The following is a 25,139-nucleotide window of genomic DNA, read 5'->3' as shown; positions in this document are numbered from 1 at the left end:
TTCGTCAGACTATATTTACCACACTAAAAGCGTTCGGTCAATTTAAAAGGTATTATCCATTTTTTTCCTTTTCTACAGAGCGAATGATCTTTTCAGAAATGGCGTCTGAAATCGACAATCGATTCGCCTTGCTAAGTTTTGCGTGGATATTAAGATCCTTAAATTCAGGATGTTGATCAAGAAATTCAACCACCTTTTTCAGGTCGATAATTTCCCCTTCGCGATAAAGTTCCCGATAAATGATGCGGATCAACTCTAAATCTTCAAGATAATCTACGGTAATGCGTATGTCTTTTCTCTGGAAGATTTGATCAGGAATATGAAGCGCTATTTTAAACGATTCGGGATGCTCCCTTAAATAGAGTGTCACATGCTCTCTTTGGTAATTTTCGACAGCTTTTTCGTGCATTTCTCTAAGCGTTTTCATTGTGAACACTTCAAGGCCTGTTTCTAAACTTCGGTGGCGTGGATCGGGACAGACATAGTCTGCTTTTTTTTCTTGGAGCAGGGCAATCATTGCATCCACCGTGGGAGGATGGATCAAAGGGCAATCTCCTGTCATTCTCACAATGACATCTGCTCCATTTTTCAAAGCTGCTTCATAATAGCGCTGAAGGACATCCTCTTCGGAGCCGGCGTAAGCGTGCACATTGCAGGATTTAGCCAGTTCCAAAATCGCGCGATCTTCGGAACGCGTTGTTGTTGCGACAATAATATCAGAGATACGCTTTGACAATTTCGCTCTTTCAATCACATGCCAAAGAAGCGGCTTGCCGCAGACCTCTGCAAACGCCTTTTGACTGAGCCTGGAAGACCCAGATCTTGCTTGAATAATGATACTTACTTTTTCCATCATGTTCATGTTACAAGGCTCTTGTAGAAATTTCAACAAGAAGGCTATGCTTGGAAAACATGATTCGTTTTTTTATTCTCTTATCTCTAATTTTTTCCAGTTGTTCCAATGATATAGACAACGCAGGCAGCTTTATTGAAGTCACAGGAAGGGAACCGGAAAGAATCCCTCTATACAGGGTAAACATTCCGGAACACTGGGAAGTGATCAAGCCTGATGAAAGGCTGCCATTAACAGATTCCCGCCTGCCGCTTCTTGAGTGCCGAGTCGGAGAAACGCTAAGAATCGTTTTTCATAATTTCCCAACTTCCGACCCGAAACAGCGGATACCGCCGGGGGCGCAAATCGAACGGTGGAAAAAACAATTAAAAGAATTACACCCTGCATCTGTTCTCGTCACTCCTCAATCATTTAGCGGTTACATCGGATTGCGGCTAGAAGCTCAAGAAAAAGAAACTGCTGTGATTGGATACGCCTTGCAGATCGACAATGACCACTACCGCAATCTTGCCTGCACGGAAATGCCCGAGCAGATGCGCGCCGACATCACAATCAAAGCGACAGGTTCACCGGAAGAGATTGCACAATACCGTCTGGAACTGATGGCTGTCGCGCAAAGCTTTGAGCTCATCGAGGAGATCCCTATTCCGCGATGAAAAAATTGTTTCATTTCTTTGGCAGCATCCATTTTGCCATTAGCCTCATTGCGACAACTGCACTCTTTGTGATTGCCGGCACTTTAATTGAATCGTGGGCAGATTCTCATCAATATGCCGCCTCCTTAACTTATGAACACCCCGCATTTCTAGTTCTCCTCTTTTTCTTTTTTATTAACATCCTTTTTGCCGCTTTACGCAGATGGCCTTTTCGACCTAAGCATATCCCTTTTCTAATCACCCATTTAGGATTGCTGATGATCATCGCAGGAGTTGTCGTTAAGACCTTCTATGGACTGCAAGGAGTGATGATGCTGATCGAAGGAAGCGGCTCTGATCAGGTCCGAATTCCTCATACGAAAGCGCTTCGCATGGAAAGCAGAGAACATCAAATCGTTTTCTTTTCCCTTGATGATCGCAAGGCTCCTTTTCAACTGGTTGGATACGCTCCCCATTCAACTGAAACCTACAATTATTGGATCAAAGGCAATAGCGCAACGATTCAAGGACTTCCTCCTTTTCCTGTATTTCAATGGGATGGAGGGGAAATTCCTTTAAGCGGCAGGGCAAAATTTACAGAAGATGAAGTGTGGAATCTTGTAGCGTTGCGAACAGATGATGTTGGAAAAGCTGCTGAGGCGCTTTACCAGCAAAGAATGGATCGAGGAGTTGCCGATCTGGACTTTCATTCAGAAGAAGGTTTGATCAATCCAACCGTAAAGATCGATGGCGTCTCCATCCCTTTAAAAGGGGAACAAAGCCTTGTCAACGATCAAGGGATCGATCTAACCCTTTCTCCGACACTGGCGTTCATGCAGGATGTTCAAGAAGACACGCATCTGTTTTTCTTTGATCGGTTTGGAAGGGTTTTTTACCAAAAATATCGAGGAGATCAACTCCCGACACTTGCCGTTTATGATGAAGGATTTTCAGGATATCATGCCGTTGCCGATATTCCATACTATCCTCAAGGCAGAAAAGAGATACAGGAACAATTTTTAGAGAAGTTGTGTGCAGAACTGCAAAATGCAGACCCCAAGGCACTTGCTCCCCCTTTTAAGCTCCTTTTTCAACAAATCGGCAAAGACTATGACAAGGTGATCTCTAATCTCTTCAGAAACTGGTCGCAGACAGAAAAAGCTAATATGCCCTCCCTTGACTGGAGCTTAACTGATCAACACCTGCTGCGCAGCCTGCAATGGGCGGCCCGCTATCTTGAAGAAGAAGGGAATGTGGATGATTGGCCGATTGCTGTTCCCCAAGGAAGCGGTGAAGAACAAAAAGCTGCGCTTGTTCAACAACTTGCAAGCATTGGAGATCGCCTGCCCCCTCTTTCCTTTAACAACGATGCTGCATTGCTAAAAGCCTATCTTCTGCTCTACGGCATCTATCCTTCAGCAATCACTCCTCCTTCTAGTGTTTTGGGAATTGAACCTAAACACATTTTCTTAGAGACCCCGTTAACTTTCCGATATCGCATCAAGCAAGCCGGCAAAAAAATCGAAGAGAACCAACCAATCGCCAGTCTCAAATTTGAGGATGGAAAATCTGTAACCTTAAGTTACGATGCAGCTGGAACAGGGCTTTGCAGGCCAGCATGCAATGGTCAATATCTTGTCAGATTTCAGCCCGAAGAAAAAAAAATTCCCTACCATATTCGGCTGCGCAATGCAAAAGCGATCACATATGCCAATTCTCAGCAGCCATTCAGTTATGAAGCTGAAATTTACATCAATGGCAAGGAGAAAACCTTGAGCATGAACCAAGTTCATGAAACCTGGGACGGATATCGCTTTTACTTATCGAGCATCTCTTCTTCAGATGTCTCCCACGCAAAAAGAGTGCAGTTAATCGTCAACCGGGATCCGGCAAAATACTGGCTTACCTATCCCGGAGGCTCTCTAGTTTCGCTTGGAATTTTTCTGCTCTTTTGGTGGCGGCCTATGAGCCGATAAACTCAAAGTCTTCCTCATCGCTACTCACTTCAGTAATTGAAGGCAACTGCTTTTTTTCCTCAAGAGTCGGCTTGACACCATCAATTAAGTCATAAGCTCTTTCTGTGCGAGAAAAGACAGTACGCATCGTGCGATGCATAAAAATACTGTTTTCCAACATCGCCAGATAAGCTTTTCGATGATCTCCAGCTAGCGCTTCTGAGGCAAATACCACTCCTTGAGGAACAGGAATTGTTGTAAAAGAGGTGTTGTCATAACGCATTCCAAGAGGGCCGGTAATTCCTAAATTACGAATATTCGGATCTCCAGCCATCGCAAAGTTCAAACACTTGAATCCGGTCATTTCTGTCATCGCAAGCCCCATAGAAGCTGAAGCCTCTTCATCTAGAAACGGAGGCACGCCGGTTCCAATGACAGTGACATCTTTATCTTTTCCTTCTGAAGAACGCTTGTACTCTTGCCCCAATAACTGGGCCGTTGCACCATCAAGTCCATATCCCATAAATTTAATCGAATCAAACGTGCCGATCTCAGAAGATCTTGCTCCCATAATTGCAGATAAAGCTTTTCTTGCCTTTTCTGCATTCTCTAATGCTTGGCTGTGCACCATTCCATTCAGATCGAATGCAGTGCCTCTGCTTCCAATAAATGCGAAAGCATCGAATTTTTTACGTTCCCAAAATGCATTGTTTCCATTGAAAATCACAACAAGTTCATTTGATGGTGTTTTAAAAACGTTGACACCCTCTTTTTCAGAAACAAACGTCCATTGATGTTTTTTATGGATAAGCTCAGGATTTAAATGAAAAGTGATAAATGGCTTCACAAAAGGCTCTGCATTTTTAAGAAGTTGAGAAGCTTCTTTTTCAGAATAAAAACCGGAGAATTTTTCATCCCTTAAGACATTATTTAGAACACCGTATGTATAGAGAAGAGATTCCTTGCCGCTTTCGTTGAGAGCCAGCGAAACTCCTTTTTCCGAAGATCTGCTCTCCAGGGCTTCATACATTAAATTGTGAAGTTCGGCCAATTGCCTGAAAACCTGAAGACTGGTGCTGGGAGCGTCATCGATTTGTGAAAGATAATTTGTCATCATTTGCCCAACAAGAGCGATTCCATACAAAAGTTCTTGTTCCGTCATCATTGCAGGAATGCCTTTATCAGATAGATCTCTAAAGGAATCAACAATCAATTTAAGTTCATCGAATACCGCTTTTTGATTCGGATTGGCGCTTGATGGAACCAGCAACCAATTTCCGCCTTCTCTTTTTAAAATCCCATTAGGAGACGTTTTTGCAACCTCGCTGATCTCTCCAAAACTTGGGTACTTAAAAAGAGGGCCGTTCTTTGCAAAAGCGATTTGTGAAACTTCGTTGAAAAAGTTAATCACCTTCAAATATTTTCTTGAAGCGCCAGCTTTCACTAAACGCTGCTGCAGCATCTGCATTTTTCCATTTTCAAAATCTTTGCAATCATTAAGCCCATTAGCCAAGCTGACAGCGTCTGTCCATTGAAGCACTCTTGCCAAAAAAAGCTGTCTGGTTTTGTCATCAATACGATCTAACTGGTCGGGGGTTTTCAATAAAGCGTCCAAACTGTTTAAAGTTTTATTCACTTCTGTTACAAAAGCTGGATTAATGCAGGAGGAAAGCCATAGAGTATATCCGCTGCGAACAGTTTGGTCGATTTTTTCACTTGAAGCCATCAGTCCCATTTGCTCGGCGAAAAGATCCATTAAATCAGGACAAATGATCGCATATTGACGTCCGTCCGACTGAGAGGTGAAACCCACCTGATTAAGTCGAAGCGGGACAACACTGGAAGTTAAATCTGTATGATGATTGTTAACTGACATAAATTATTCACTCCTCATTTTTTTTAATAATACAGCTTTTCTTCATAATCGCTATCGGTTTGAACCATTGCTAATTGAACAGGTGTTTCAATCTTTCCACTGGCTACCTGTTGTAGCAAACGCACTCGTTCCAATTGCAGCTGCCGCACTTTTTTAGTAAAAAATCCTTTTATTGGAGAGTTATTCATAAACTCTTCCATTTTCTCTACAGTAATATTTTTCTTGATAAACATTTTCACTTCATCATGAAATGGAATTTGTGAGATTTTAAATTCTGCCGATGCTGATAGATTCCCTCTCGCACCAAAGTATCCGGGATTGTATTCGGGGAAACTATTTCCGGCATCGATCATGGCGATCTTTTCAAGTCGCTCTCCGGTTCCTTTAACAAAAACGTTTTCGTCATGAGGATCGAGATTGCCAATCAGCTTGTTCCAGATCTCTTTCTTCTGCCACATCACCACTTCTTCATCTGTGTACTCTTCACGACTGTCGAATGCTTCCCTGATTTTAGAAAGCTCTTTGTAACCATCGAGAAAAGTGATAAAAGCACCTTTTTCACCGCCAAATTCAGCCATGATCGCTTCAGGAGCCATGTCGCCAAAACCTAAAAACCTGGAAAGGTTTCCTGCAATCACCTCTGCTTCTTCTTGAGCCATTTTACGATCGCTTAAGAGTCTTGCCTGGCCAAAATAACGCTTCATTCTTTCCACAAAATCGAAAATACCTAGTTCTCGAGGAGCTTTGAAAACTCCTACAGAACGCCCTTCAAATGTCTGAATAAAAACAGCTCCGTTTTTTCCCCCTTCGGTTGGAACGATGCCGCAGCCAAAGCTTGTCGCCAGCTCTGCACGAGCCAAGTCAATTTCAATCTCCTGCTCGCGATTAAAAGGCCCGTTTTTAAGCAACTTATCAAGTCGGGGAGAAAGAATCCGTTGCAAATCCTCTTTGCCGCTCAGCCAAAACCGAAGATCAATCCCTTCATGCGCCTTTAATTTTTCGAAAAATGTGCGAATTCCCTCTTTTTGTTCTTCTGAAAGCTGAATGTCTGATGTTGAAAGCTTGATGCAATATTCAATGGCCTCCTGCAAGCTGATCTCTGGTTGATTCCAAACAGTGGTTGAATCTTCAATGAAGTGTGTCAACAGGTTGCGGCCATGTGCAAATTCCAGAGCCGGATAGAGACTTTGATCTGAAGTCTTTTCATCAATTTCTAATGCGCTTAAAGAAGGGTACGACTGCTTTGCCAGATTCTGAAGAGATTGGTTCAAATTCTTGTGAGGAAGGGATAATGCGCTCGGAGTAGTTGGATTTTTAGGCAAAGGAATGACAGATAAATCTTGCCGCGATTCAATCAACGTGATTTGTCTTGGGATAACTTCGAGTCGTTCAGGATAAGCAATTGCCTTTCTTGCCAGAGAATCGGTTTTTTGAGAATCTGCGATTGTCAATAGCATCTGACCGAACTGCTCACGCGTCACCGTCCTGTTTCCTTGCAATGAGATTTGCGTCGCAGGACCATTTTCTATACTAATCGCAAATGAACCCTCATGCTTTGCTTTCTCAAGCAATCTTCCCAAATCGATTCTAAACTGAAATACTGTGCTGTCTGAAGGAGGCATCGTGGATTGGAACGGATTATCAAGACGAAAAGATTCGCTTCCAATCTCCAATTGAAAATACTGTGAACGCAGCACGATCGCATTTTGCATGCAAAATCTGCATGAACATCCCTGATGGCTATTTGTTGCCAACGTTTGATTTTTCTCTGAGCCCATGATGTTCTGGAGCTGATGCAGAGTGTGTTGTTGAAGCGTTTCTCCATCTATTGCTCTGCCATAGCCAGGATTTTGTATGCGGACCAATAAATCGGGATCAATTTGAATCTCATAAAAAGGATGCTTGGCAGCCTCTTTCATCAGCTGGGAAAATATTTTTTGAAATTCTCCACCAGGACGTCTGCTGCCAAAAACAGGATTCTGGACCCAATATTCTTGATTGCCAAAACGGAAAACAAGCTGCGGCGTTTCAATCAGCCTTTCCCTTAGCGACTGTGAAGTGATTGCTTGAGGATTTTGAGGATGAAAATCAAGAGTCCTTGGATTGATCAATCTAGCAACATCATTAACTTCATTAACTTGTTCAGTTTCTTCAATTTCCTCAGCCACCGGATTGGGCTCTTCAATTTCTTTATCTATTTCTTCATCTTCTTCATCTATTGGAGCGGATCTACAGCAGAAAATTGTCCTTATTGCGTATCCAACCCAACCGGCAACAACTTGCACTGCTTTTACAACCTTCTGACCAAAAGATTTGCCTAGTTCAAATACCGATTGCCCAAAACGTTTGAACGCGCATGCAGAAACGCGTTCATCAACATCAGAGGCATTTTTTATATCCTCTTGAGAATCAGTGATTTGTACTTTTACTGAATTTGAAGATCTATCTATTTCTGGTATCATGGCTTTTCTTAATAAAAATTAATCTATTTATGCCAATTATTATAACCGAACGGCATTAAGAACAGGTAAAGATAAGATTAAAGATTAAAGTAGAACAAAAATATAAGGGGGAAATCCCCCTTATGTTAAAAGAACTTATTTAACTAAAGCATTTAGTTGTTTATTAACTGAACGCACGTAATCAATAAATCCATGCTGAAGATCCTTTTCAGTCAATTGATTTTCAATATCAGGAGTGACGCCTAGATTTTCAACAACTTTGCCGTCGACTCTATAGGCAAGAGAACCTGTCAATGTGTACAACGCCACCCCAAACTGACTTGTTTGCTGATAAGGTCGAACATAACCTCCAGCTCCCGCAGTCTTCCTGCCAAAAAGCGTGGCTCTTCCGTTATCCTGAAGAATTGCCGGAAAGAAGTCTCCACAAGAAAAGTCCAGTTCGTTAATCAATACTAAAATTGGCTTAGTGTAATGAACTTCATGATGCGGATTAAGAGTATCGATTCCAAAAACATAATCAGGTATAGTACGAGTCTCTCCTGAGTTCCACTGGTCGATGAGCGATTTGGCGTAACCGATAATTTTTCGAATGACCGTTTCATCAATCGGATATCCGCTTATCGTTCCTTCGACTTCACCATCATTTAACATTTCGATTAGTTCATTATAAATGACTGCCATGTTATAGATATCTTCTTGAACAAGCACTTCGGTATTTTTACACGTCTCCAATGGTTTGTCTGCAAGCAGAGATAAAACTCCATACATGTAGAAGAGATTTCCTCCTGGATTGTCATTGATGTCAACAACAAGCGCTTCGGTTTCGGACTCAAACTTGTCGATGATCGTGATTAACTGTCCCATAAAATCTTCAGCCGACCAACCTGAGGCAGAAAAATCCGGGAGATAAAGATAGCCGAATTTCTTCCCTTGTTGATTTTTGAAAATATACGCATAAAAAGCCTCGTCGATATCCGTTTCCCAAACAATCTGGCCAAGCGGAGGAACAAAACTCTTTTCCCTCCAATCATATTCTTCTTCCTCTTCGTCATTATCATTTGCTTGCAAAGAAGCTAAAGGGGATTTCAGCATATCTTTAGCTAAACCTACGCTGTAATCACGAACTAAATATTTTTCCAGCTTTTGCCATTTTGTTGCCGGCTTTTGTTCAACTGTTTTCTTTTGCGGATCATTAACCCACTCTGCAACATGAATCCAGGCAAGATTGACAGTATGCTGCTTGCCAAAAATCGGCTTCACTGTCAGTGTAAAGTCGCCTTTCGGAACTTGATGGCCTCTTCTTCCATAACGGGTAAACAGCATCTTTTCAGCCAATGCATATCCCGTCGGTGTGCGGTCGCCGTTAAGTTCGCTATCGATCAATTCTTCAATCAATGTCGCAACCGGTACGCCATTCACAGCAATTACCTCATCACCAAGGTTGCATTTCTGCAATTCTGCTTCCAAACGTTCAATATCAATCTCATCAAAATCGAAAGCAAGATCTGAATAACTTAGCGAAAGTTGAAAATCGAATTTCGTGATAAAATAGCGATTGTTAACACTTTTGACAACAATCGGAAAAGCTGACCACTCAGACGAATAAAAAAGCGTGCTGACATGGTAGTCCTTTAGAGAGCCGAAGAAATCTCGATAAATCCTTTGATAATCGCGCATCGTTAACTGAGGACTTTCAATCATCTGCGCTTTAGCTTCTTCAAAGGCAGCGTCAGCATCCCATTGCAGGTATTCCGACTTCCATTCAGTTGGCCCATATTTGAAAGTCAGCGTGTATTTCGCAGCTTCCAGTTCTTGCAGAAAAGCCTCTTGTCTTTTTGTATCAGCCGATACTTGCGCTGCCAGCGGAAAAAACAAAATCGCCCCGAGAAAAAAGGATTTAAAATTCATTAGTTTTATGACTCCCTCTTTTTTTTCATGAATAGAAAATTTTAACATGCATAAAGGATTGTTTTCAATAAAAGAATCACATACAATTTTCCAATAATGATTTGGATAAATTTGAAATAGGCTTATGCGCATCAGTACAGTTTTTTTTTCACTATTTTTGTTCTTTATCTCAAATGTATTTGGGACATTTCCGGTCGCCCACCAAGGACGGTTTCATCCTAGCGACGTCTATATTAAACAGACATTATATGACCTTTATCATGGGAGGAAGATCTCAGCATTCAGTGCTGATAAGCTCATTTGGAATTTGCATTTCAACGGTCCTTATGTTCAAAAATTTCCATTTCTTTATATCCACTCGGCCCAATTAAAAGAGGTTCTTGGACTGCCTGTCAAGGCATCACACTTTACGTTTGAACAAGTGGACAAGGCGATTTTAAAAAATCCCGATTTTAAGAAGTTGTTGAACGGCAAAAAAACAGCAGCCGAAGCGGAATCTTTAATCGAAAAAATGCGCTTTTTGAAGCAACAGTCATTTCCAGACGATCCATCTCTTCCGGTTCAGGAGCGCTTACGCAAAGCTGGAGAAGATTTCAAAGCGCTGCCCTATCAAGCAAAACCAGGCGAGTGGGTTTCTTTGAAAGCGCTGCAGCTAGATATTCCCAATTTTACTCCCTATTCCGATCTTCTCTATCAGCAGTTAAAAGAAGCCTACCGTCAGCAAGATACCAAACAGCTTTCCTCATTGTTAGAAGAGGGGTACAAACAGATTGCAGGAGTTGCCTTTTTAAAGTTGAAAGGCAAGTCTCTTACCTATCCGACAACTCTTCAACTCAATGCGGAAAGTTTACTATACCGCTATCCTTGGCTGCTCATCTGTACTGCCTTGTATTTCTTATCTTTCATCTGTGGAATCTTGTTTAAAAAACCAGTCTATTTAATATTTGCTTTTGGAGCCTTTGCCCTTCATACGTTAATTTTGGCTATCCGATGCTTTGTTCTTGAACGTCCTCCTGTATCGAATATGTTTGAAACAGTGATTTATGTGCCATGGGTAGCAATGACGGGAGGAATGATCCTCCAAGCGATTTCCAGAGACAGAAAACTTATCCTTTCAGCTTCTTTGGTTAATGTTTTGCTTCTACTGCTTCTTGAAGCGACACAACTCAACAATCGTCTCGACAACGTTCAGGCTGTCCTTGATTCCCAATATTGGCTGCTCATTCATGTCTTAATGGTGGTCGGAAGTTATGGAATGTTTGCTTTGGCTGGAGTCTTGGGCCATCTGTATCTCATCAACAGAATTGTTGCCGGCAAAGAGACAGAGAAAACTAGAATGCAAGGAAGGCAAGTCCTTCAGGCAATATACTTAGGCACAAGCTTACTGATTCCAGGAACAATTTTAGGGGGAGTCTGGGCCGCTGAAAGCTGGGGCCGTTTTTGGGACTGGGATCCCAAAGAGTCTTGGGCTTTTATCTCAAGTTGTGTTTATCTCATTTGGATCCACGCTTACCGCTTCAATCATATTCGTTACGATGGTTTGGCTGCAGGCTCTATTATTGGATTGATGGCAATTAGCTTCACTTGGTATGGGGTTAACTACATCCTGGGAACCGGTCTGCATAGCTACGGATTTGGAAGCGGCGGCGAAGGGTATTATTACCTCTACCTTGCCTGTGAAGCGATCTTTCTATCGATTGCATTATCGCTCATCAAGTCCAAACGCTACTCTTTTCGCTAAGGAAAAATCGATATCTTCGCTCGGATTCGTCGGATTTTTCCCATTTTTTTCATATGAACCTATCCGTATATTGCTATCTGTGCAGATTTTTTTTTCTTTTTGAGAGATTTTTTCGATTGCCTTGCAAGTAAAGTTTAGAAAAGCTTTGCAGGAAGCGATCGGATTTAGGGCGCCATATTTTAGGAGAAAAATAGAAATCTTGATTTTATAAAAAAATCATAAGCCAAAAGGATAAATATAGCGGATTTGAAAGATCTGAGCATAAGAAGGAAAATTGTATGCCCACACGCGCTGCTTAAACTCTAAATAAAAATCTCCACGGCAAAAAGAGGAATAATAGATCCCTGCTCCAAGGTCAACAGAGCGATGACGAATTAAACCATATCCCTGAAACTGCCTGCTAAAGTCAATGGCCTTATTTCCCAATCCAAATAAAAGATCGGCAAAAACTCTCCATTGCCACTCGTAAAAGATCTTTTTTTCCCAGGCAATTTGCGAAAAAATCCAAGGAGATCCTCGATCTCCAACGCCGATTCCCGCCATTGCCCACCAGCGGGAAAGCCAGTTGCTTAAGTCAGAGCATTCTCTGCCTAACGATACAAAAACCTCTCCCTCAAGCTTGGCATGATGAAACAATCCATACTCTTCGACAGCATCCCTAGACGCAGCGATGACCGACCCCCCAACAGCAACGGATAAAGGATCTCCGACAATATCATTCCATAATTGATACTTGCCTGTTAGCTTGAAGTGATCCAACCCGCAGGGAAGATCTCGCGTATGGGCAAGCCTTCCTTCAAACTCCAAACTATAGAAGGAATAACAGGCATACATACCGAATCCAAGGATATGATCGTTTCCCGATCGGTTGAGGGAACCGTTTGAGCCTTTCACCTTATTGTAGTGTTGATAAATATAATCGACACGCGGATAAAGCTGTAAATCAACTTTTGTCCAAGGTTGATAATCTGTCGCTGTCGCAACAGTTGTCAATAGAACTAAAAAAACGCTGATTAACTTCAATCAAGATGCCCTTTCTCAGCTAGCTCCCTTTCTGCTTCAAGCGCAGCCATGCAGCCTGTTCCAGCTGCTGTAATCGCCTGGCGATAGGTAAAATCCTGCACATCCCCGCATGCATAGACATGCGCTTTCGACGTGCGGGTTGTTCCTGGAGAGACTTTTATATATCCATTGTCGTGCAGTTCGATCTGCTCATTAAGAAACGAAGTATTTGGCAAGTGTCCGATCGCAAAGAAAACTCCTCCGGCATCGTGGACATTTTCCTCTTTTGTTTTTACATTTTGAATCGTCACTTTCTTGACAACATGATCCCCTTCAACTTTAGTCAAAACGCTATCCCAAAGAATTGTGATCTTAGGGTGGTTCATCGCCCGCTCCTGCATGATTTTTGATGCCCTAAGCTCATCTCGACGATGGACAATGAAAACTTCGCTTCCGAACTTCGTCAAAAAAATCGCTTCCTCGCAAGCAGAATCCCCTCCTCCAATCACATATAACTTTTGATTGCGGAAAATCGGCATTGCTCCATCGCATACTGCGCAAGCGGTCACTCCCTTCTGCCAAAACTCTCCTTCTCTTGTCCCGGGAATGTTCAGGCGTTTAGCACTTGCTCCTGTCGCAATAATCACAGCAAACGCTTCATGTTCATGCTTATTCCCTTTGATCTTATAAGGATATTCACTGAAATCCACGCTGACAACATCGTCGGTAATCACTTCTGTTCCAAACCGTTCGGCTTGCTTGCGCATGGTCATCATCAACTCCGGCCCCATCACTCCTTCCGGAAACCCTGGAAAATTCTCAACATCTGTTGTAATCATCAACTGGCCGCCAGCTGGACCTGTTTGAAATCCTTCATAAAGAACAGGTTCAAGATTTGCTCTGGATGCATAAATGGCTGCAGTGTACCCCGCTGGGCCAGAGCCGATAATGGCGACTTTTGTTTTTTTCATTTTGATCTCCATCCGTTTCACAAGAAACGCAGTATATCAGAATTAATCTATTGAGCTCAAGATTCCACTTGGAAATGATTTGATGTAAAGGTCTCTTTGAGAAAACGGCATCTCAATCCCTTTGTTTTTCAATGTGGTGTCCAATTCCCAAAACAATGCCGAGCTTGCGGTTTCATAAGGCACCGGAACGTTTAAATTTATCCAAGCGACCAGCTCAAAATTAACAGAGCTTTCTCCAAATCCCATCAACCAAACTTGCGGATCGTGATAGCGAAAATCATCTGAATAGACAAATGAAAGCTTTTTTATTGAGTCAACAACTGCTTCACGCACCAGGTTCTTATCTGTCCCATAAGCAACACCGAAAGGAATTTTTAAACGCTTAGCATTATCCTTCATCGTCCAATTTGTCAGCCTTTGGCTCGATAATTGAGAGTTCGGAATCATGATTTCGGCGCCGTCGAAAGTACGGATGATTGTGTTTTGCAAATTGACTGCAGTGATCGTTCCCAGCTGTTTGTCAGATAGTTCGATAATATCGCCAACTTTGAGGTATTTTTTAAGCAATAACATAAAGCCCGAAGAAACATTGCTGACAATCGTCTGTAAACCGAATCCGATACCAACACCAAGAGCACCGGCAATAATTGCCAGATTAGTAAAGTTTAGTCCGATAAAGCTCAGTGCAACCAGAAAGGCAAGAATAACGATTGCATAATGAATGACTCTTAAAACGATATATTCAGTTGAATAGGAAAATTTACGCTGAACAATCTTGCGTTTGACAAGGAATTTTCTTAAGTAATGGGAAAATACAATTCCGCCCAGGAAAATCAGTAGGGCACTGATAAAAGTCATCAGCGTCACCGGCTGCTCGTTAACATGGAACAGCGTGACATGAATCCAATGATCCACAACGTTTTTAAACTTAGACCATGAATTTTTTAAACTGATCAGCCAAGTTTGCATGAAACTTTTCTTTTCCACGAGCTGTTCTCCGACCAAACGCTCAAGAAATTCTCCGTTTTCAATATGGAGCTTCAATAGCTCCAGCTCAGCTAAAGATCTGTCTAATTCAAAATGGATATCTCCAATCAAATCTTCTTGATCAACTTGCCCTTTACTGCCTTCTTGCATCGATTGCGCCGTCATCTGGCTGACTTGCGCCTGATAATTTTTAATTTCGGTATCCCAAAAATCGCGCTGTTCCTCAATACTTCCCAACCGACGCTTCCAGTCTGATAAAAACTCCCGAATGTCATCCGAATCTATCTCCCGATGATTCAAGGCAAGCTTTGCCAATGTTGTTTTCATTTCGTTGATGAGCAGCTTAATCTTGAAATTTTCCAAAGAAATCGCTTGTGAGAGGATTTGGCTATCCTGAATACAGCAAGTGAATTTGCTTTCTTGCTTGTCTTTATCGACGAGACGTGATTGCTTTTCTAATTGGTAAAATTTTTCTTCAGCTTCAAAATAAGAACTTTTTGCTTTTTCAGACTTTTTCTTCAGCTCATCAAGAGTCTGAGCGTCGATTTTAAGCCTTTTCTTTGCCGCAACTAATTCATTTCGATAAAGATCTCTCCTTTCCAAAAAACTGGTAAGCGCTTTCTTATCTCTTTGCAACTCCAAGTCTAACGTTGCGTGTTCAGCTCTTTGAGAAATTAACAGCACTCCTTGCTTAAGCTTTTCATAGGTCGCCGGGCTAAGATTTTGATACAAAAGGATTGAGCGATCCAAAGTATTTTGAAGCCGGTTTATTCTGGATTGCTGGATCTTGATCTTGCTTTGAAGAATGCCTATCTCCATTTCAGATCTCTGCAATCGCTCATACACTTCGACTAATTGATCGAGAGTATAAAATTCAAGAAGCTGCAACTGAGGAGCTGAAGAAGGTTGAACCTCTTCTTTTTTCTTGGCATAGAGATCAAGCATTAAAAAAACTTGATCCATTTTTCGATGAATCTCTTCATGCTCTTTGTCGCTTAAAGACGACAACAGGGCTTTATTTTCTTTTTTAAAGGTGTCCAAACGACTTTTCAGTGTTTCATCTGAAACATCGAAGAACTCCCACCAGTTCTGCTTTAATTCAAGAGGACTGGGAGTCGAAGGTTCTTTTTCCTTCTCCTGATCAGCTATTAAAGCAGAAGTCAATAAAAATAAAATACTTATAAAAAATAAGAAAAAACGTTTTCTATCCATTTAAAGCCTGTGCTTGAAATTAATTGGATATATACCGATAGAGTAAATTAAACAACTTTTTTTAAGGAGGAAACATGCTCAAGTTTCTAAATATTTTCTTTTTGATCTTTTGCTTTGCAACCGTTTCTGCACAAGACTTCTCTAGTAAAAGCGCAAACCCAGTCCTTTACTACAACCCTAAATGCCCGCATTGCAAAACTGTGATGAAATACTTGGATTCTCAAAACATTTCGGTTCAAATGAAAAACACCAGCCAAGCTTCCTACAGAGACGAACTGAACCGAATGGGGCAAAGAGGAGTTCCGGTACTGGTTGTCAATGGAAAAGCGATCGCTGGATCAACTTCCATCATCAACTATTTGAAGCAACATCCAGATATTTTTTCAAAACATTATTAAGATCTTTAAGTTCAAAGGGTTTGGTCAGATAACCATCCATACCGGATTCCAAACATCTGTCCAAATCCGATTTCACATGATTGGCAGTGAGGGCGATAATGGGGATTTTTTGCCTAGTCTTATCTTCGCGAATTAAACGTGTTGTTTCATATCCATCCATCACAGGCATTTGCAAATCCATGAAAATGGCATCGTAGAAATTTTTAGTGACGCAATCTAACGCTTCCTTGCCATTGGATGCAGTATCAACAATGCAGCCAAGCCTTTTGAGCATTTCACTAATCATTTCTAAGTTGATAAAATGATCCTCTACAACTAAGATGCGGTATTCCTGCTTTGTCATATTGAAAAACCCCTTGCGCACAATTCGTTATAAATGCATAATAACCCCCCTTTGGTAAAAAAATACATAGCTATTAGCAAAAAAAAACTCTTGTCATGAATGTTTTTTTTCTTTATGGAACTGTGCTATGGATGACCAGAAGACAACGCATTTAAGAGAAAAGGTTTTTCAAGAAATATGAAACACTACAAAAGTGAACGATTAAAAAAATTAGAATCCGAACTCGCTGATCTAGAACAGTGGTTGAAGCTGGGATTAGTTCCAAAACGGGACATTGACAAGCATAAAGAAGAGATTCAATCCATTAATACTAAGATCGATGAGGAAAAAGAGCGTTTGCAATTTCTAAAAGAGAGCGGTGAAGCAGAGGAGTATATTGCTCCTAAACGGAATCCTACTCGCGCAGGCTATACAGAAATGCCAACCTTGCCGGATGTTGAAGTTGGAGACACGCAGTCAGGAAACTATAAGGAAACATCTTATGGCATCGATACCGAACACGGAGAGTTCGAATCCACACAAGGTGATGGTGATGCGGACGATGAAGATCAAACATTCAATGAAGATGACGAATCTTACTTCAGCGACCGAAACCGGTGGCGCCGTGGACGCAACATCATCGATCCTGATGCGGATGAATGGTAGGAAATTCTCATTACTCGATTTATGTGCACATCCCTTTGTGTACGAAAAAATGTGATTATTGCCATTTTTATGTCGTCCCAGACAAGGAACCCTATCACGCCCTTCTTTCCGAAGGCTTGAAGCTGGAGTGGGAGGCTTATCGATCTCATTTTCAAGGCCGCAATCTAGCTTCAGTGTATTTTGGAGGAGGGACCCCCTCTCTTTTCGACCCGCGCTCAATCGAGAAGATCCTCTCTTTTCTCCCTTGCTGCTCGGCAACTGAAATTACACTGGAAGCCAATCCGGAAAATCTTTCAGAGCAGCGCATTAGAGAGTTCGCTGATGCAGGAATCAACCGCTTGAGTATTGGCATTCAATCTCTTGATGATAAGCAGCTTGAGCTTTTAACCAGAGGACATGGCGCACAGAAAGCAATCGATGGCATCGAGGCAGCTTTTGCAGCAGGAATAGAAAATATCTCCATCGATCTCATGTACGATATTCCTGAACAGACACTCGAAAACTGGAAAGAGACACTTCGTTTGGCAATAAATCTGCCAATCACCCATCTTTCTTTATACAACTTAACCTTTGAACCACACACAGTGTTTTTTAAACATAGAGAGAGATTAAAAGCTTCCCTTCCTTCCGAGGAAACAAGCGCTTCAATGTACAAAACAGCGGTTGAGACTTTGACAGCAAACGGTTTCATTCAATATGAAATTTCAGCCTTTTGCAAGCCGAATCGACAATCAGTTCATAACAGCGGTTACTGGACGGGAAGAGAGTTTATCGGTTTAGGACCTTCAGCTTTCAGTTATTGGAATGGATCGCGATTCAGAAATATCGCCAGGCTGCATCAATGGCATCAAGCATTGAAAGAAGGAAAATCACCGGTTGACTACTCTGAATCTCTTGCACCTGCTGCTGCTCAGAAAGAAAAACTGGCAATCCGATTACGGCTTTTAGAAGGGGTGAATCTTTCAGAATTCAAGATTGACCGGGAAACTTCTGATGGGATCAAGCGCATGATCGCATCTGAATTGCTCGCTTTGGAAAAAGGAGTGCTGCGGCTAACCGAAAAAGGGATTCTTTTCTATGATACTGTTGCAACAGAAATCATTTGAGCTGGGCTCGAGAGCTTTCATCTAAAACGATCTCCTCACCTGAAAATCCTTTCATTTTACTGGCGTGAACTCCTATTAATGCGATGTCATGTGCAGAAGGTCCTATGCGAAAGCCAATTGCCATCGGAGGCTCGTTTGGAGCATGATTGCGCTCGAATTTCTCTCCTGCTAAAACGTCAGTGACTGCGCAATTTTGCAATAAAACATTTGAACTATCATTGATGATATCAAAACCTGTCGCTGTACCGCATAAAGCGACTAAATGAGAAGCTGAGCAATTGCGCAAGCTGACATGATTTGACCCCGCAATGCTATACCCACGAGTTCTTGGGCCTCCGCATCCATCCAGAGTTGCGCTAGGATTGGATTTTGTATACATTCCACAAAGACTGGATCCTCTTTCGCTTAAATTGATAATATTTTCCGCTGTTGTGTTATCAAGGGTTGCTTGATATGCTCCATCAATTTTGAAACCGATTACCCCTTTATTTAGATGAAACTGACTATCTGAATTGCAGATAAAGGTGAGCTTTTGAGTTGAATGCGTGCCAGATTCAATCCAATCAATCACCTCGGGAGTGATATTCGACCTGGAAAGATCCAGCTTAGATTGTTTAAAATCCCCATTTTTCAGAGCTTTTGCCACAAGCGCTTGAGCATTGGAAGCCATATTGCCTTTATACAGGAAATTTCCATCTGCATCTATTAAAATCGAAAGATTTTCTTTAGTATCGGGGTGTGTATTGTGGATTTGGAATATTGCATTTAACGGATCGACAAGTGCATCATTTTCATGATTGATGGCAACAATTTCATTGATCTTTCCCTTCAAGCGCTTGACATGGGTATTTTGAATGGTAATATTTTTTGCCCTTTTATCCTCAGGAATTTGGTGATAGATAGGAAAACCGCCAACCGCCTGTCCATAAAAATTTACAAGAAACCCATAGCAGTTTCCATCAATAACGCCTGCAGCATTGTGAAATAGCTCATATTCCTCAGGGTGTGCAAACTTATCAATTGTTGGTTTATTTTTAACAATCAAATCTTCGTGTACATTCAGAATTGCTTGACGCAGTTTGTTGCGCATCTCTATAGGAGAAATTTCTTTACCATCTACCCTCAGTGTTGTTTGCGAACCTGACTCTACCAGATAGTCCAAATAAGGAAGAATAAATTGAGTTGTTGCAAAGATGCCTAAAACCGGCACATCCTCCCGACTTTTCGCTGTGCAGTTTTTTATTCGAAGGCCGTCTACGCCGTTTAAAGAAACAGCTGCAACCTCAAAATCTTCAAAGTCAACATCTTCTATTGAGATAAAGCGATTGCCATTTCCATGAATTCCTTGGTGTGAACTGCGGCCGATCTTCCCGTTTTTAATTAAGACCTTAGAAGCTGAAACGATCTTCGCTCCAAAATGATGCGGGCCTTCTCCGGGGATAAAAGGCACATTTGCTAATTCAATAACAGAAAAAAACCTCTGCAATAAGGCATGCTCTTTACTTTGTTGAATGGTTTTTTGATTCAAGTCTAGAGTGACATCAGACGCCTGAATGACAATTGCAGCAAAAAATCCTAAACCAAAAGCTTGATCGTCATATTTACCCCCATTGGATTTTAACTGGCTTGGAGAAACCTGGGCAACTTCGTAAGGCTTGCGGCCATGTTGAGGATTGAACGTGATTTCCTCAGCAAGAATGTATGTTCCTGGCTGGTCAATGAGATACGTTCCTTGATCGAAGTCTTTTTGAAAAAGATAAGTCGTTTTTGCACAAAGAGCTGAAAAAAACATCAAAGACAAGTATAAAAAATACTTAAACATCGCTTTCTCCATCTAAGATGGGTGTTTACCATAAAGAATGAAATTTAGTCAAAATTTCTTTGAAAAAGAAAAAGGGCGTTTCGTTTTTCGAGATTAGGCAAAGGAGATTTTCTCCAGAGCTTAACAGGCTGGGTCAATATTCCCTGGTCAGGATTAGTCAGTTCCCAAGCGATGCAAAGCTGTGTGCTTTCATCCAATGTTTCGATAAGAGCTTCAAGAGTTTTTTGATTTTGATAGGGTCTCTCCATGACAATATGAGTGGCCGGCATGCGTTCCAACTGCTGAATCTGCTTGCGCATTTGCTTGTCATTCTTATCCAGATATCCATGAAAAGAGAAATTCTGTCCAGACAGGCCTGATAGCATAAGAGCCAGGACAATCGATGACGGGCCAACAAAGGCTTTGACGGCAATTCCAAGTTCTCTAGCTCTTTTTACCAGACGAGCTCCAGGGTCTGCCAGACAAGGAAGTCCACAGTCGGAAACAATTCCCCACCTCTCCCCTTTTTTCAAAGGTTCCAGCAAAAAATCAATCTCATCGCTACGCGTGTGTTTATTGCATAAGGCCAAAGGAATTTCATGAGGCGGTTTTTCCAATTGAAACCTGCTGAGATATCGACGCCCCTCTTTGACGCTTTCAGCAATCAAGCCGTGAATAGAAGCGACTGCCTTATCAACGCTTGGAGGGAGAAATAATTCGTGATGCTTGTGATTTCCAAGCAAATTCGGCAAAAGTAAAAGAGCCGGTTTCATAAGACTGCCAATTTGATCATTAAGGTTTCTAAAATGCAGCGGTCAGCGATTCCGCTATTTTTCGCCAACCGTTCTGCTTCATCGATTAATAATACCCCTTCACGACAAGATTCCGCACCATATTGCAATGCTTGTTGAATTTGTTTGTGAAGCAGAGGCCCTCTTAAATAGGGCACGCGGCTTTGCACCTCTTCAGGCTGGGCTGTCGCTCCTAGAAGGCGTGTTTGGAACTGCATGCGCAAAGCTCGGAGCAAGCCGATCAAAGACTCCCCATCACCTAGCAGTTGATTGGAAATTTCCAAGGCTTCTTTGCCTTTTCGAGAAAAAACCGCATCGCCAAGCTGCCACACTGTATAGGAGGTCTGACCGGAACCGATTACCCTAAGGTCTTCAAAGGAAACCTCTTCGTTTTCTCCAAGATAACAGAGGATTTTTTCCATCTCTTGCAGAAGCTGCGCTTGGTCGTTATTGACCGATTTTACCAGTGCCTGATTAACTCCTGAAGCTGTTTTTTTTCCATTTTTCTTAAACCAGGCAGCTGCATAATCACTTAACGCAGCCTCCTTTTCCCAAGGCTTTTCCGGTTCAATATCGAGAATGACTCCTGCTTTTTCGGTCTGTTTGTAAAAGCTTGAACCTCGATTCACACTGCTTGAGGAAAGCACTAAGAAAACAGAGGGGTTCGGATGCTCATAATAGGATTTCAAAACACCTGCATCCTCTTTTTTCAGCTCTCCTGCATTCTCATAGATGACAACACGCTTTTTTGCAAAAAAGTTAAAAGATCCAAGTTCACGCATAAGCTCATGGACGGAATGAACGGCTCCATCAAGTTTCTTTAAATGATGTTCATCCAAAGGGCTGCCATTCAAAACAGCGCCGCAAAGCTTTGTAACCAACTGTTTCCGTTCGAAATAATCAGCAGAAATCAGCAGATAAACCGAAGCAAAGTGGTGAGGGCCGGCTTCTTTTAGATGTTTATCAAAGGCTTTGCGATTTCCAAATTTCATTTCAAACCAGTCGTTTTTTCATAAGCGATGATTTTTGGAATTCCTTTTTCCAAAGTTGTTGTCGGACGCCACTTAACAGCTTTAACAAACTCTTCCATACAGGCTTGAGAGGCCTCATATAAAGAGCTATGCTCCTCGTCTTCCACATCCATTTCCGGGAAATGCTCCTTCAGAATAGCCAATACTTCTGCGACTCGACGAGATTTTCCTGTGCCCAGATTCACAACTCCTTCGATCTCCGATTCAGCAAGCCTGATTAAGCCTTCGGCAACGTCGTCAGCATAAATATAATCAAAAACCGACTCTTTCCCGTAAATTTTAATTGCCTTTCCTGCGATTAATAAGCGAGTCCATCGAGAAATGATATCGTGCGAGCCTTTACCGTAAACCCTAAAAATGCGCGCACTAACAGCTTTAAAAGAAGAATGCCTGCTGATAAAATTCAGCTCGTTTTCATGAAGCAGCTTAGCATTGCCACAAAGATTTCTGGGTGATAATGATGAAACCTCAGATAAATTCACACGCTTTTTCGGAGGAGTTTTAAAAAAATAGTCCTCCGGATTGTAAACTAAATAACTTGAAGCAAAAATAATCTTTTTCAAGCAATCACACCGTTGCAAATGATATAAAAGTGCATGACTTAATAAGATATTGTTGTAAAAATTTTTCTGAAAAAATTCGGGAGATTCCTCGCTTCTTTCAAAACTTGCTGCTAAATGAAAACAATAATCGGGGTTGATTTTGAGCAGCTGATCTTTGTCTAATTGGTTAATATCTGTTTGGAGATAGCACACCTCTTTGGGCCACTCCTTTGGGCGCTCTGCAAGATCGATGACAGACAGCTCTGCTCCATTTTGCAATAACTTTCCCACGAGAGGGCGTCCAATCACTCCCGCTCCACCGGTCACTAAAATCTTACCTTTCATCTGCAATATACTCATGAATTAAAGCGTCAACTTTGCGGCCTCGAACCTCAATGGCATCGGTCAACCGCTTTTTTAGCTGAAAGCCGCGAGCCTCCAGCTCGGAAATGTGATCAGGCCTAATATCGTAAGTCTCTGTAAATAGCCTGATCAAATTGAGTTTATCAAAAGCTGCCGTTTTAATCAGTTCTAAAAAAATGCCGAATTTCTTCCGATAATTTTTCGAACTTTCAATCTCTTCCGGATTCAAAAGAAAGCTCACCTCCCCTTCCTTTCTTTCCCAGTCAATGTGGGTAATGCCGCCATACCCGATCAACTGGCTTCCTTCAAGAAAAGCGACTAACAGCTGATCCGGATGGTTCATTTGATAAGAAGGTGCAACAACTTCTTTCCAATAGGCCTCTTGCTCCTGATGCGAGAGATGCGAACTCTGCCTTAAAATGTCTATCTGAGAGTTTCTCCATCTCCTGATCGGTTCCATATCCTGATGCAGCAACAAACGCAGCGAGTAGTCTTGATTGTTTTCAAAGTTCAATGAACATATCCTCTGCATGCCGAACCATTTTGATCTCTTTTTCCAATCGCATGCATCGCGGAAGCTCTCTTCGCTTTGCTTCGCAATAAAACCAAAAAAAACTATCCAAGCCAGCTTTCACACTCGCAGTTGAAGCACCGCCGAATCTTGGATTGCATTCAAGTAAAAAAACCGATCCTGAAATCGCCTCGCGAATGAGCTGGAACATTACATGTCCATACAATTTCATCTGCTTAGCAGCCGAGATGCATAATGCTTCAATTTTTTCATTTCGAAACGTCGTTGTTACCTGAGATTCTCCGTTGACAATCACGTTCCTTTCCCTGCAGACCATCCCATGGATGCCGCCATCTTTTCTTACATAGAGATCAACGCTGATCTCACTCCCTTCAATATAAGGTTGATAGACAGCATTTTCCAGTTGCCTTCCATGTTCAACTGCTTGCTCATATTGCAATCTAAGACCTATCGCACGGCTTCCTGCTCCATACCGTTCCTTCGCCACGCAAGGAAATGTCAACTGGCAAGCGTCAAGAAATGTAGGAATCGAGCGTTCAATTTTTTGAGAAAATGCGTACTTATCAAGTGCCAACGCAACGCTTGTACCAGGCGAGATCATGACCCCAACTCCCTCCTTTTGCAGCGTCATTTGATGTTCAGCATAAAAAGAAAGCTCCCCATCGCGCGTTGGAATGATGAATTGGACATCCTCCTTTTGACAGTAAGCGATCAATTCATGGATTGTCAGTTCTTTGATAGAAGGCATCTGCCAGAATCGATCGACAAAATACTGCCCTAAACACTTAGGATCGAGGTCTCCTCCAATGATTAAAGAATTGGGGGAAAAACGGTTCAAGGCATCTCTTGCCGCTTGTATCAAAGGAATTTTTTTTGAAATGCTGGAAATGAAGACATTTGGCACAAAAGAGTACTCCGTAAGGTTAAACCATTCTCCAAGTAATGAGTTCACCTGGCTCTATATCCTTAACAACAGATCTTCCGCAAACAAAGTTCCATTCATCAGCAGAGATCCCTTCAGGATAGTTGTGCCTGACAATTTTCACAAGATCTCTAGAGAGTTTCGTTCCTTGAGAAATATGGCGGTTTGCGTAGATCGCCCGTCGCGCCATCACTCTTTCGATCTCTTCTACCTCTTGCGGAAATTTAGAGCCTCCGGCTAAAGCTTTCTCCAGCTGCCGAATCTGATCGACCATGTGTGAAAAATTGTCAAAATCCATCGCAAAGCTATGATCAGGCCCTTGCCTGGCCGGATCATCGGTGAAATGCTTTTCAATGACTGTTGCTCCCAAGGAAACCGCAGCAATAGGAACTGTAATTCCCGGAGAATGATCGGAATATCCCACTTGAGCTTGAAAGCTATGCTGCATCGATGTCATTGCCCTGATGTTGGAGTCTTCCACATTTGTCGGATAGGCAGAGGTGCAATGCATGAGTACAATGTCTTTACAGCCTACTTCCCAAAGAACTTTTAATCCTCTATCCACTTCGCTAAGAGTTGCATGCCCGGTTGCCAGAAGCAAGGGACGACCGCTTTTTCCCGCTTCTTTTAGCAGCTCGTGGTATGTCAAATCTCCTGAGGCAATTTTAATTGCCGGAACACCTAAGTCGATCAGCCAATGAAGTCTTTCGATATCAAACGGCGTTGCGATAAAGTCAATGCCGACGTGGTCCGCTTCTTCCTTTAAAGCTGCATGCCATTCATAAGGCATGGATAATTTTTCCAGAGCATCCCATGCTGGATCAGGACCCCAGTGCTGGTTGGTCAAGCAGGTTTGATTGATCAAGTTTTCAACTTGAAATGACTGAAATTTAGCGGCATCGGCACCAGCTTGTTTTGCTTTTTGAATGAGCATCTTCGCCCTTCCAAGATCCCCGTCGTGGTTGCTGCCAATTTCTGCAATAATATAAGTTGGATACCCCCTTCCAAGAATGCGCCCATTCGGCAATTGAATGTGTGTGAGCTGAAGGTCCATCATAAATTC

General features: G+C 42.1%; 21 protein-coding genes. 6 read left to right on the top strand and 15 right to left on the bottom strand.

The window, feature by feature from the left end:
- Positions 1–52: 52 nt before the first annotated feature.
- Positions 53–862 carry a cytidylyltransferase domain-containing protein gene (locus tag WCW_RS04825; RefSeq protein WP_013182070.1) on the bottom strand — a complete coding sequence of 270 codons (810 nt, stop codon included), beginning with the start codon at positions 860–862 and terminating at the stop codon, positions 53–55.
- Between the two features lie 50 nt (positions 863–912).
- Between WCW_RS04825 and WCW_RS04820 the strand changes: the two genes are divergently transcribed.
- Positions 913–1,509, top strand: coding sequence for a hypothetical protein (locus tag WCW_RS04820; protein WP_013182069.1), 597 nt, complete (start codon positions 913–915; stop codon positions 1,507–1,509).
- The gene (locus WCW_RS04815; protein ID WP_013182068.1) at positions 1,506–3,464 is read left to right on the top strand and encodes a hypothetical protein; all 1,959 of its coding nucleotides are present in this window, start codon (positions 1,506–1,508) and stop codon (positions 3,462–3,464) included. Before WCW_RS04820 ends, WCW_RS04815 begins: the two co-directional genes overlap by 4 nt.
- Here WCW_RS04815 and WCW_RS04810 read toward each other — a convergent pair.
- The 3 genes from WCW_RS04810 to WCW_RS04800 form a co-directional block, all read right to left on the bottom strand.
- Positions 3,451–5,319: a hypothetical protein gene (locus tag WCW_RS04810; RefSeq protein WP_013182067.1), complete on the bottom strand. Its 1,869-nt coding sequence runs from the start codon at positions 5,317–5,319 to the stop codon at positions 3,451–3,453. The two genes, WCW_RS04815 and WCW_RS04810, sit on opposite strands and share 14 nt — an antisense overlap.
- A gap of 23 nt (positions 5,320–5,342) precedes the next feature.
- Complete coding sequence (locus tag WCW_RS04805) at positions 5,343–7,781, bottom strand: hypothetical protein (RefSeq protein ID WP_013182066.1); 2,439 nt, start codon at positions 7,779–7,781, stop codon at positions 5,343–5,345.
- 135 nt (positions 7,782–7,916) lie between these two features.
- Positions 7,917–9,689 carry a protease-like activity factor CPAF gene (locus WCW_RS04800; RefSeq protein WP_013182065.1) on the bottom strand — a complete coding sequence of 591 codons (1,773 nt, stop codon included), beginning with the start codon at positions 9,687–9,689 and terminating at the stop codon, positions 7,917–7,919.
- Positions 9,690–9,813: 124 nt separating this feature from the next.
- On the opposite strand from WCW_RS04800, the gene WCW_RS04795 reads away from it, so the two are divergent.
- Positions 9,814–11,430 (top strand): cytochrome c biogenesis protein, encoded by a 1,617-nt coding sequence (locus WCW_RS04795; RefSeq protein ID WP_013182064.1) that lies wholly within the window; start codon positions 9,814–9,816, stop codon positions 11,428–11,430.
- Between the two features lie 216 nt (positions 11,431–11,646).
- Here the strand turns inward: WCW_RS04795 and WCW_RS04790 are convergent, their stop codons facing one another.
- Genes WCW_RS04790 through WCW_RS09710 form a run of 3 tightly spaced genes read right to left on the bottom strand, consistent with a single transcriptional unit; the run spans position 11,647 to position 15,602 of the window.
- Entirely contained in the window at positions 11,647–12,453 is an 807-nt protein-coding gene (locus tag WCW_RS04790) for a hypothetical protein (protein ID WP_013182063.1), read from the bottom strand.
- Complete coding sequence (trxB, locus tag WCW_RS04785; protein WP_041941527.1) at positions 12,450–13,403, bottom strand: thioredoxin-disulfide reductase; 954 nt, start codon at positions 13,401–13,403, stop codon at positions 12,450–12,452. The genes WCW_RS04790 and trxB overlap by 4 nt, the downstream gene beginning before the upstream one ends.
- Positions 13,404–13,445: 42 nt before the next feature.
- Positions 13,446–15,602, bottom strand: a complete 2,157-nt coding sequence (locus WCW_RS09710; protein ID WP_013182061.1) for a mechanosensitive ion channel domain-containing protein — start codon at positions 15,600–15,602, stop codon at positions 13,446–13,448.
- A 74-nt stretch (positions 15,603–15,676) separates the two neighbouring features.
- On the opposite strand from WCW_RS09710, the gene WCW_RS04775 reads away from it, so the two are divergent.
- Positions 15,677–16,000: a glutaredoxin family protein gene (locus WCW_RS04775; protein WP_013182060.1), complete on the top strand. Its 324-nt coding sequence runs from the start codon at positions 15,677–15,679 to the stop codon at positions 15,998–16,000.
- Here the strand turns inward: WCW_RS04775 and WCW_RS04770 are convergent.
- A complete protein-coding gene (locus WCW_RS04770; protein WP_013182059.1) occupies positions 15,954–16,343 on the bottom strand; it encodes a response regulator in 390 nt (129 codons plus the stop codon). The two genes, WCW_RS04775 and WCW_RS04770, sit on opposite strands and share 47 nt — an antisense overlap.
- 177 nt (positions 16,344–16,520) lie before the next feature.
- Between WCW_RS04770 and WCW_RS04765 the strand changes: the two genes are divergently transcribed.
- Positions 16,521–16,988: a hypothetical protein gene (locus WCW_RS04765; RefSeq protein WP_013182058.1), complete on the top strand. Its 468-nt coding sequence runs from the start codon at positions 16,521–16,523 to the stop codon at positions 16,986–16,988.
- On the top strand, positions 16,982–18,094 hold the full coding sequence (gene hemW, locus WCW_RS04760; protein ID WP_013182057.1) for a radical SAM family heme chaperone HemW: 1,113 nt from the start codon (positions 16,982–16,984) through the stop codon (positions 18,092–18,094). Before WCW_RS04765 ends, hemW begins: the two co-directional genes overlap by 7 nt.
- Here the strand turns inward: hemW and WCW_RS04755 are convergent.
- The 7 genes from WCW_RS04755 to WCW_RS04725 are packed head-to-tail and all read right to left on the bottom strand — an operon-like array spanning position 18,087 to position 25,133.
- Positions 18,087–19,916 carry a hypothetical protein gene (locus WCW_RS04755; RefSeq protein WP_013182056.1) on the bottom strand — a complete coding sequence of 610 codons (1,830 nt, stop codon included), beginning with the start codon at positions 19,914–19,916 and terminating at the stop codon, positions 18,087–18,089. The genes hemW and WCW_RS04755 overlap by 8 nt on opposite strands.
- A gap of 44 nt (positions 19,917–19,960) precedes the next feature.
- Complete coding sequence (locus WCW_RS04750; protein ID WP_013182055.1) at positions 19,961–20,668, bottom strand: SAM-dependent methyltransferase; 708 nt, start codon at positions 20,666–20,668, stop codon at positions 19,961–19,963.
- Positions 20,665–21,678 (bottom strand): DNA polymerase III subunit delta, encoded by a 1,014-nt coding sequence (gene holA, locus WCW_RS04745; protein ID WP_013182054.1) that lies wholly within the window; start codon positions 21,676–21,678, stop codon positions 20,665–20,667. The genes WCW_RS04750 and holA overlap by 4 nt, the downstream gene beginning before the upstream one ends.
- The gene (locus WCW_RS04740) at positions 21,675–22,604 is read right to left on the bottom strand and encodes an NAD-dependent epimerase/dehydratase family protein (RefSeq protein WP_049767121.1); all 930 of its coding nucleotides are present in this window, start codon (positions 22,602–22,604) and stop codon (positions 21,675–21,677) included. Before WCW_RS04740 ends, holA begins: the two co-directional genes overlap by 4 nt.
- A complete protein-coding gene (locus tag WCW_RS04735; RefSeq protein ID WP_049767120.1) occupies positions 22,594–23,136 on the bottom strand; it encodes a GNAT family N-acetyltransferase in 543 nt (180 codons plus the stop codon). The genes WCW_RS04740 and WCW_RS04735 overlap by 11 nt, the downstream gene beginning before the upstream one ends.
- A complete protein-coding gene (locus WCW_RS04730; protein WP_013182051.1) occupies positions 23,126–24,106 on the bottom strand; it encodes an ATP-grasp domain-containing protein in 981 nt (326 codons plus the stop codon). Before WCW_RS04730 ends, WCW_RS04735 begins: the two co-directional genes overlap by 11 nt.
- A complete protein-coding gene (locus WCW_RS04725) occupies positions 24,078–25,133 on the bottom strand; it encodes an N-acetylneuraminate synthase family protein (protein ID WP_013182050.1) in 1,056 nt (351 codons plus the stop codon). The genes WCW_RS04730 and WCW_RS04725 overlap by 29 nt, the downstream gene beginning before the upstream one ends.
- Positions 25,134–25,139: the final 6 nt, after the last annotated feature.

Source organism: Waddlia chondrophila WSU 86-1044, from assembly GCF_000092785.1.
GTDB classification, from domain to species: domain Bacteria; phylum Chlamydiota; class Chlamydiia; order Chlamydiales; family Waddliaceae; genus Waddlia; species Waddlia chondrophila.
Note: the sequence above shows the minus strand (reverse complement) of the source record. Positions and strands in the feature narration are given on the sequence as shown.